The organism is Nonomuraea antri, assembly GCF_013283785.1.
GTDB lineage: Bacteria > Actinomycetota > Actinomycetes > Streptosporangiales > Streptosporangiaceae > Nonomuraea > Nonomuraea antri.
The window spans coordinates 1-7,418 of the sequence record NZ_JABCPZ010000352.1 but is presented as its reverse complement, the minus strand read 5'-3'; the positions used below and the strand labels follow the sequence as shown (position 1 = coordinate 7,418).

Genomic DNA, 7,418 nt, shown 5'->3' with positions numbered 1-7,418 from the left:
GGTGGGCTGGATCAGGGCCGCCGCGCCGCTGGTGTCCAGGCTGGCCCGGCTGCGTGCCGTGCACGACCTGGGCGGCGAGGTGTTCAGCCAGCTCGCCGCCGCCGCGCTGCTCGGCAGGATCGACGACGTGCGCGCCGCCCGGGTGCGCGTGCTGCGGCAGCGGCACGACCACCTGTGCGCCGAGCTGCGGGCGCGCCTGCCGTCCTGGACGTTCGAGCCCGCCCAGGGCGGCCAGACGATCTGGGTGCGCCTGCCGCGCGGCGAGGCCGACTCCTTCGCCCAGGTGGCGCTCAGGCACGGCGTGGCGGTGCCGCCCGGCCGGTCGTTCGACCCGCTGGGCGGGCACGCCGACCACACCAGGCTGCACTTCCTGTTCGACGAGGACGACCTCTCGCGCGCCGTGGCCGGGCTGGCCGCCGCCTGGGCCGTCTACGACGGCTCCGACCGGCCGGCGTCGCGGCACGCGCTCATCGTCTGAGATCGTTTCCGGCATGGAGACGACGTTCGTACTCGTGCACAGCCCGTCGGTGGGGCCCGCCACGTGGGAGCCGGTGGCGCGGGCGCTGGAGCGGCGCGGCCACGCGGCCGTGGTGCCCGACCTGACCGGGGTCGGCGTGGGGGGCGCGCCGTACTGGCCGCGAGCCGTCGAGGCGGTCCGCGCGGCCGTGCGGACCGACGGGCCCGAGACCCCGATCGTGCTGGCCGCGCACAGCAACGCCGGGCTGTTCGTGCCGGTGATCAAGGAGGGGCTGGGCGACCGCGTGGTCGCGTGCGTGTTCGCCGACGCGCACCTGCCGCCCGCGCGCGGGCTGGTGCGCCCGGCCGAGGAGGAGTTCCTGCCGTTCCTGCGCGGCCTGGCCGGCCCCGACGGCGTTCTGCCGCGCTGGAGCGACTGGTGGTCGCCCGACGACGTGGCCGCGCTGCTGCCCGACCCCGGCGTACGCGAACGGGTGGTGGCCGAGCAGCCGCGCCTGCCGCTCGACTACTACACCCAGCCCGTCCCGGTGCCGGTCGGCTGGGACGAGGTCCGCTGCTCGTTCCTGTGGTACGGCCCGCCGTACGACGAGGTGGCCGCGGCGGCGGCCGGGCGGGGCTGGCCGGTGACCCGGCTGCCCGGGCGGCACCTGCACCAGGTACTCGACCCGGAGTCCGTGGCCGGGGCGCTGCTGAGCCTGTCGCGGAAGTCGTGAATTCTTCACTGTCGGCCCCGGCCGCGGCACGGAAGAGTCGCGGGCATGACAGCGATTCGGGTGAACGAGCTCAGGAAGAGCTACGGGGCTTTCGACGCGGTGAAGGGCATCTCCTTCGAGGTGGCCGAGGGTGAGATCTTCGCCCTGCTGGGCAGGAACGGCGCGGGCAAGACGACCACGATGGAGATCCTGGCCGGCTTCCAGCGTCCCGACTCGGGGACCGTGCGGGTGCTCGGCCACGACCCGCGGGCCGGGCGCGCCGAGGTGCGCCGGCGTACCGGGGTCATGCTGCAGGAGGCCGGGTTCTTCCCCGACCTGACCGTGGCGCGGACCGTCGACGCCTGGCGCGACTTCACCGCCGCGCCCCGGCCCCGCGCCGAGGCGCTGGAGCTGGCCGGGCTGTCGGCCAAGGCGGACACGAAGGTGCGCCAGCTCTCCGGCGGCGAGAAGCGCAGGCTCGACCTGGCGCTGGCCGTGCTCGGCCGCCCCGACGTGCTGTTCCTGGACGAGCCCACCACCGGCATGGACCCCGAGGGCCGCAGGGACACCTGGGAGGTCGTGCGCGGCCTGGCCGCCCGGGGCACCACGATCCTGCTCACCACGCACTACCTGGAGGAGGCGCAGCGCCTGGCCTCGTCGATGGCGATCCTGGACGCCGGCGAGATCGTCGCCGCCGGCGGGATGGCCGAGACGCTGGCGGCCCGCGGCAGCCGGGTCGCCTTCCGCCTGCCCACCGGGCTCGACCCGGCCGCGCTGCCGCTGCCGGTGACCGTCGACGGCGACGAGGCCGTCTGCCGCGCCGACGACCCCGACCTGGCCGCGCAGACGCTGCTGAGCTGGGCGGCCGAGCGCGGGATGCGGCTGAGCGGGCTGGAGGTCCGGCCCGCCACGCTGGAAGACCTGTTCCTCGACCTGCCCAGAGCCTCGCGATGACCCCCGCCACCGACTTCACGAGGAGGACCCGATGAGTTACGCCGCCACCTACAAGCTGAGCACCCGCCTGTTCTGGCTGGACAAGACCACGCTGTTCGTCGGGGTGCTCCTGCCGGTCGGGCTGGCCGTCGGGATGCCCGCGCTGATGCGGCGCGTCCAGCCCGACGGGGTCGCCGGGGCGACCGCGGTCTTCCAGTCCTCGATCGCGTTCCTGCTGGCGATCACCGCGTTCCTGAACGTCGTCGTCGCGCTGACCAGCCGCCGCGACCAGCTCGTGCTCAAGCGGCTGCGGGCCGGCGAGCTGACCGACGCGCAGATCCTGCTCGGCCAGATCTCCAGCACCGCGACCCAGACCCTGGCGGTGATCGCGGTGTGCACGGTGGCCGTGCGGTTCGCCGCCGGCGTGCCGCTGCCCGAGAATCCGCTGGTGTTCGCGGCGTTCTCGGTGGCGGGCTCGGCCGTGCTCGCGCTGCTCGGAGCCGCCTTCACGCCGCTGATCCCGCGCGCGGAGCTGGCCGCCATCTACGCGATGCCGGTGTTCATGGGGGCCGGGGTCGGCGCGGGCGCGATGGGGCCCATCCCGCTGCCCTCGTGGCTGCAGGCCGTGCTCGACCTGATGCCCACGACCGCGGTGGTGAACGCGATCAAGCACGGGGACGTCGCGATGCCCGCGCTGAACCTGGCCGTCTGGGCGCTCATCGGCATCGTGGCGATCAGGCTCTGGTTCCGGTGGGAACCGCGAAGGTCATAATTCTGCCGTGACCTCCTCCCAGGCCCGCCGGCTCGCGGTGACGCTGATCCTGACCGCGTCGGTGGCGTACACGCTGGCCGGCGCGGTGCTCTACTACCGGCTCGGCCTCGGGTACGGGCTGCTGACCAGCGCCGTGTCGGCCGCCACCGCCGTGCTGCTGTACCTGAACGCGCGCACGGCGATGCGCGGCGAACGGCCCCCGCTGTTCCCGCTCACGCTGGTGCTGCAGTGCGCCGTCACGTACCTGCCCGACCTGCTGCCGTTCGGCTGGTCGGCGATGGCGGCGCCGATGCTGGCGGGGGCGCTGCTGGCGTCGCTGCCGCTGCGCTGGGCGGTGCCCGCGGTCACGGCCATGTCGCTGTACCAGGCCTACTCCTTCTGGGCCGGTCTCGACGTGGCCGTCGTCACCGCCTTCTACGTACTCAGCATCCCCGTCACCGGCGCCATGACCTACGCGCTGATCTCCTTCGTCCGCGTCACGACCGCGCTGGAGCAGGCCAGGGCCGACCTCGCGGACGCGGCCGTGCTCAAGGAGCGGCTGCGCATCTCGCGTGACCTGCACGACGGCCTCGGCCACAGCCTCACCGCGATCGCGCTCAAGGGCGACCTGGCCGCCCGGCTGATGACCGGCGACCCCGACTCCGCGAGGGCCGAAGTCGGGGAGCTGGTCAAGGTGGCCAGGGAGGCGGCCCAGGACGTGCGGCAGGTCGCGCGCGGCTACCGGGCGATGTCGCTGCGCGGCGAGGTGGACCGGGCGGTGGCGTTGCTGGAGTCGTCCGGGGTGAACTGCCAGACGCACCTGGCCGACGTGCCGCTGCCGGCGCCGTCCGAGGAGGCGCTGGCCTGGGCGGTCCGGGAGGCCGTCACCAACGTGCTGCGCCACAGCCGGGCCACCACCTGCACGATCACCACCTCGCGGCGGGAGGGCGGGGTCCGGCTGGAGGTCGCCAACGACGGCGCGCCCGCCGCGCCGGGCACGACCGGCGCCGGGCTGTCCGGGCTGGCCGAACGCGCCGGCCAGGCCGGCGGCAGCTGCTCGGCGGGCGCGGCGGCCGACGGCGGTTTCCTGCTGGCCATGGAGGTACCTGCGATGGGGGTCCCGGCGTGATCAAGGTGCTGCTGGCCGAGGACATGCACATGATCAGGGCCGCGCTCACGGCGCTGCTGCGCCTCGAATCCGACATCGACGTGGTCGCCGAGGTGACGCGCGGCGACGAGATCGTGCCCGCCGCCCTGGCCACCCTGCCGGACGTGGCCGTGCTCGACATCGACCTGCCCGGCGTCGACGGCATCACCGCCGCGACCACCCTGCGCGAGCGACTTCCGTCGTGCCGGGTGCTCATACTCACCGCCCTGGGCCAGCCCGGCCAGGTACGCCGCGCGCTGGCCGCGGGCATCGAGGCGTTCCTGGTCAAGGACGCGCCGGGCGACCGGCTCGCGGACGCCATCAGGCGCACCGCGGCCGGGCTGCGGGTGCTGGAGACGGAACTGGTCTCGGCGGCCATGGCGTACGGCGAGAGCCCGCTGACCCCCAGGGAGTCGCTGGTGCTGAAGGAGGCGGCGCACGGGGCGACCGCCGAGGAGACGGCCACCCGCCTGCACCTGTCCGCGGGCACCGTGCGCAACTACCTGACGGCGGCCATCACCAAGACCGGCGCCCGCAACAAGATCGACGCGATCAGGATCGCCGAGGACGCCGGCTGGCTCTGACCCGTCCGGCTTCGGCGGGCTCCGACCTGGCCGGGTTCAGATGTCGGTGACGCGCAGGCCCGCGTGCGCCTTGTAGCGGCGGTTGACCGAGATGAGGTTCGCGGTCAGCGCCTCCACCTGGTGCGCGTTGCGCAGCCGTCCGCCGTAGACGCCGCGCACGCCGGGGATGACCGCCGCCAGCTCCTGCACCAGGTCCGTGGCCTCCCGGTCGTCGCCGAGCACGAGGACGTCGAGGTCCACCTTCTCCACCGCCGGGTCCAGCAGCACGACCGCCGACACGTGGTGGAAGGCGGCCACCACCCGGCTGTCCGGCAGCACGGCCGCGGCCTGCTGGGCGGCGCTGCCCTCCTCGACCGGCAACGCGTAGGCGCCCTGCTTGTCGAAGCCGAGCGGGTTCACGCAGTCCACCACGATCTTCCCGGCCAGTTCGGCGCGCAGCGACTCCAGCAGCGCCTTGTGCCCGTCGTAGGGCACCGCGACGATCACGAGGTCGGCCTCGGCCGCCACGGCGGCGTTCTCGCCGCCGCTCGCCCCGCTGCCGATGGAGTCCGCGGCCTCCTGGGCCCGCTGGGCGCTGCGCGACCCGATCAGGACCCGGTACCCGGCCAGCGCGAACCGCCGCGCCAGCCCTTTGCCCTGGTCTCCTGTGCCGCCGAGAATTCCGATGGAAAGTCCGTTCACGTCCGTCATAACCCCGATCATGCCAGCCCTCTTCCCGCCTGGCCGGAACGGGGCGACACCCACCGCCGCCCGGGAACGACACCGTGCCCGGGACCCTCGGGTCCCGGGCACGGTGTCGTTCCGTGGATGAGCGGTCGCCGGCTAGCAGTTGCCGAACGCGGGCAGCCCGAGCAGCCGCAGCGTCAGCCATTCGATGGCCAGCGGCCCGCCTTCGACCGCGCCTGTCACGTGGTTCGGCGCGGACAGCGCCGCCCAGCGGGCGTTCACCCCCGCCCGGCAGTACGCGGCCCGCAGCTCGGCGCCCACCGCGAACGGGATGATCTCGTCGCCGCGCGCGTGGTAGAGGAACATCGGCACGCGCGGCCGGATCGCGCCCAGCCGGTTCTCGGCCAGGCGGGCCAGCCACTTGGGCTGGTTGAGCAGGTCGACCGGGCTCAGGTCGGCGAAGCGGAGCCCGGCCAGCTTGCTCAGCTCGCCCACGCAGTCGTCGGCGGCGTCGGCGAGCAGCGCCCGGCCCCGGTCGTTGAGATCGGCCGCCAGGTCGAGCTCGGGGTAGGCGGCGTCGAACCCGATCCCGGCCGCTGCGCCCAGGCCGAAGTCGGCCGAGCCGTCCAGGTGGGTGGCCACGGCGTGCAGGTCGGCGGGCACGCCGCCGGCCGCCACGCCCTTGAGCCGCAGCTCGGGCGCGTACGTGGGCTGCAACTGCGCGGCCCAGCCGGCCGAGGCGCCGCCTTGCGAGTACCCCATGACGGCCGCCGGCGCCGACGCGGACAGCCCCGAGCCTGGCACCCGCGCCGCGGCCCTGATCGAGTCGAGCACCGCGTGCCCCTGCGAGATCCCGGCCATGTACGTGTGCTGCCCCGGCGTGCCGAGACCCTCGTAGTCGGTCATGACCACCGCGAAGCCCTTGAGCAGGAACAGGCTGACCAGCGCGAGCTCGGCCTCCCTGCCCTCGCTCATGCTGACCGAGGGCGCGCACCGGTCGCCGAGCCCGTGGGTGCCGACGGCGTACCCGACGATGGGACGCGCGCCGAACGGATAGCCCGACTTGGGCACCAGCAGGGTGCCGGAGACGGCGTTGAGCTGACCGGTGGCGGAGGTCGAGTGGTACAGGACATGCCAGGCGTTCACCGGCACCTCCAGCAGCTTGCCCGGCAGGAGGTAGACGGTGGTGGGACGGGCGGAGACCACGTCCCCGGCCGTGGCCGCGCGGGCCGGGACGCTGACGAGCGACATGATCAATAACAGGATCATGGACATGCTGACGCGCACACCTGACTTCATGTGCCGCCCCTCTCGTGAGGATGGACCCGTGGGAGGGCGGCGCCGCGCAAGGATCGTTACCCGCCAGTAACTCGCTGTCAAGGCCCGAAATGACGCCGAAGCAACCACAATGTCAACCCGTCACTCCTGAAACGGCCACCGCGAACGGGCTCGTCAGGCACCATGGAAATCATGGACTCAGGTTCGGTGGCCCTGCTGCGCGAGCTACTCGCCGAGACGGGATGGCTCGAGCGCACCCGCGAGCTGGGGCTCGCGCTGCGCACCACGCGCTCGCCCGGCGGTCTGCTGCTGGTGGGCAGCCCCGACGACGAGCCCTGGCACCTGACCGCGCACCTCGACGACGAGGCCCGGCTGTCCGGCCTCACCCAGCTCACCCCGACGCTGGTGCGCTGGGCGCCCCCCGCCGACGCCCCACCCCACCTGCGGGTCGGGCTCGACCGCCTGGAGCGGGCGGCGCGCGGCGAAACCCTGTTCGTGGTCTCGGAGACGCGGGCCCCGGTTCCGCTGCTCGAACGCGTGGACGACGCCCGCCGCATCGGCGCGACCATCCTGGCCATCGACGGCGGCGACCCCGAGCTGACCGGGCTGGCCCACGACGCCATCACCGTGCCCGCCACCGGGCTGGTGACCTTCGACGGCGCTCAGCACCTGGTCAGCGCGGCGGCGGGGGACCTGGAACAGCGTCCCCGGCTCCGCGACCGCCTGGCCCGCCTCCTCGACAAGGTCAGCGGCCCCCACATCACCGACTGACAGTGATGATGTAGATGAGCGCTTCCCGACAGGGTCTGACCCAGCGACTGACTGACCTCGAGGTCCTCAACGGGATCTGTCGGCCCTGGCCGGGAAGCGCTCGTGTGCACTCACCGGAC

The 7,418-nt window shown here is 73.8% G+C and carries 8 protein-coding genes and 1 pseudogene; 7 read left to right on the top strand and 2 right to left on the bottom strand.

Annotated features, from left to right (window positions below; translation table 11 throughout):
- The 6 genes and pseudogenes from HII36_RS51780 to HII36_RS51755 form a co-directional block, all read left to right on the top strand.
- A pseudogene (locus HII36_RS51780) lies at positions 1-478 on the top strand (PLP-dependent aminotransferase family protein); the annotation flags it as partial.
- A 13-nt stretch (positions 479-491) separates the two neighbouring features.
- On the top strand, positions 492-1,190 hold the full coding sequence (locus HII36_RS51775; protein WP_173530783.1) for an alpha/beta fold hydrolase: 699 nt from the start codon (positions 492-494) through the stop codon (positions 1,188-1,190).
- Positions 1,191-1,235: 45 nt separating this feature from the next.
- Positions 1,236-2,123, top strand: coding sequence for an ABC transporter ATP-binding protein (locus HII36_RS51770; protein WP_173530782.1), 888 nt, complete (start codon positions 1,236-1,238; stop codon positions 2,121-2,123).
- 31 nt (positions 2,124-2,154) lie between these two features.
- Entirely contained in the window at positions 2,155-2,874 is a 720-nt protein-coding gene (locus HII36_RS51765; protein ID WP_173530781.1) for an ABC transporter permease, read from the top strand.
- Positions 2,875-2,881: 7 nt separating this feature from the next.
- Positions 2,882-3,982: a sensor histidine kinase gene (locus HII36_RS59045; protein WP_173530780.1), complete on the top strand. Its 1,101-nt coding sequence runs from the start codon at positions 2,882-2,884 to the stop codon at positions 3,980-3,982.
- The gene (locus HII36_RS51755; protein WP_173530779.1) at positions 3,979-4,584 is read left to right on the top strand and encodes a response regulator transcription factor; all 606 of its coding nucleotides are present in this window, start codon (positions 3,979-3,981) and stop codon (positions 4,582-4,584) included. The genes HII36_RS59045 and HII36_RS51755 overlap by 4 nt, the downstream gene beginning before the upstream one ends.
- A 36-nt stretch (positions 4,585-4,620) precedes the next feature.
- Here HII36_RS51755 and npdG read toward each other — a convergent pair whose 3' ends face one another.
- Both npdG and HII36_RS51745 read right to left on the bottom strand, forming a co-directional pair.
- The gene (gene npdG / locus HII36_RS51750) at positions 4,621-5,274 is read right to left on the bottom strand and encodes an NADPH-dependent F420 reductase (protein WP_173530778.1); all 654 of its coding nucleotides are present in this window, start codon (positions 5,272-5,274) and stop codon (positions 4,621-4,623) included.
- Between the two features lie 132 nt (positions 5,275-5,406).
- Positions 5,407-6,549, bottom strand: coding sequence for a lipase family protein (locus tag HII36_RS51745; RefSeq protein WP_173530777.1), 1,143 nt, complete (start codon positions 6,547-6,549; stop codon positions 5,407-5,409).
- Positions 6,550-6,720: 171 nt separating this feature from the next.
- On the opposite strand from HII36_RS51745, the gene HII36_RS51740 reads away from it, so the two are divergent.
- Entirely contained in the window at positions 6,721-7,299 is a 579-nt protein-coding gene (locus tag HII36_RS51740) for a hypothetical protein (RefSeq protein ID WP_173530776.1), read from the top strand.
- Positions 7,300-7,418: the final 119 nt, after the last annotated feature.

Coding starts and splice junctions, on each gene's coding strand:
- HII36_RS51775 (WP_173530783.1), top strand. CDS start 492: ATGGAGACGACGTTCGTACTCGTGCACAGCCCGTCGGTGGGGCCCGCC.
- HII36_RS51770 (WP_173530782.1), top strand. CDS start 1,236: ATGACAGCGATTCGGGTGAACGAGCTCAGGAAGAGCTACGGGGCTTTC.
- HII36_RS51765 (WP_173530781.1), top strand. CDS start 2,155: ATGAGTTACGCCGCCACCTACAAGCTGAGCACCCGCCTGTTCTGGCTG.
- npdG (WP_173530778.1), bottom strand. CDS start 5,274: ATGACGGACGTGAACGGACTTTCCATCGGAATTCTCGGCGGCACAGGA.
- HII36_RS51745 (WP_173530777.1), bottom strand. CDS start 6,549: ATGAAGTCAGGTGTGCGCGTCAGCATGTCCATGATCCTGTTATTGATC.
- HII36_RS51740 (WP_173530776.1), top strand. CDS start 6,721: ATGGACTCAGGTTCGGTGGCCCTGCTGCGCGAGCTACTCGCCGAGACG.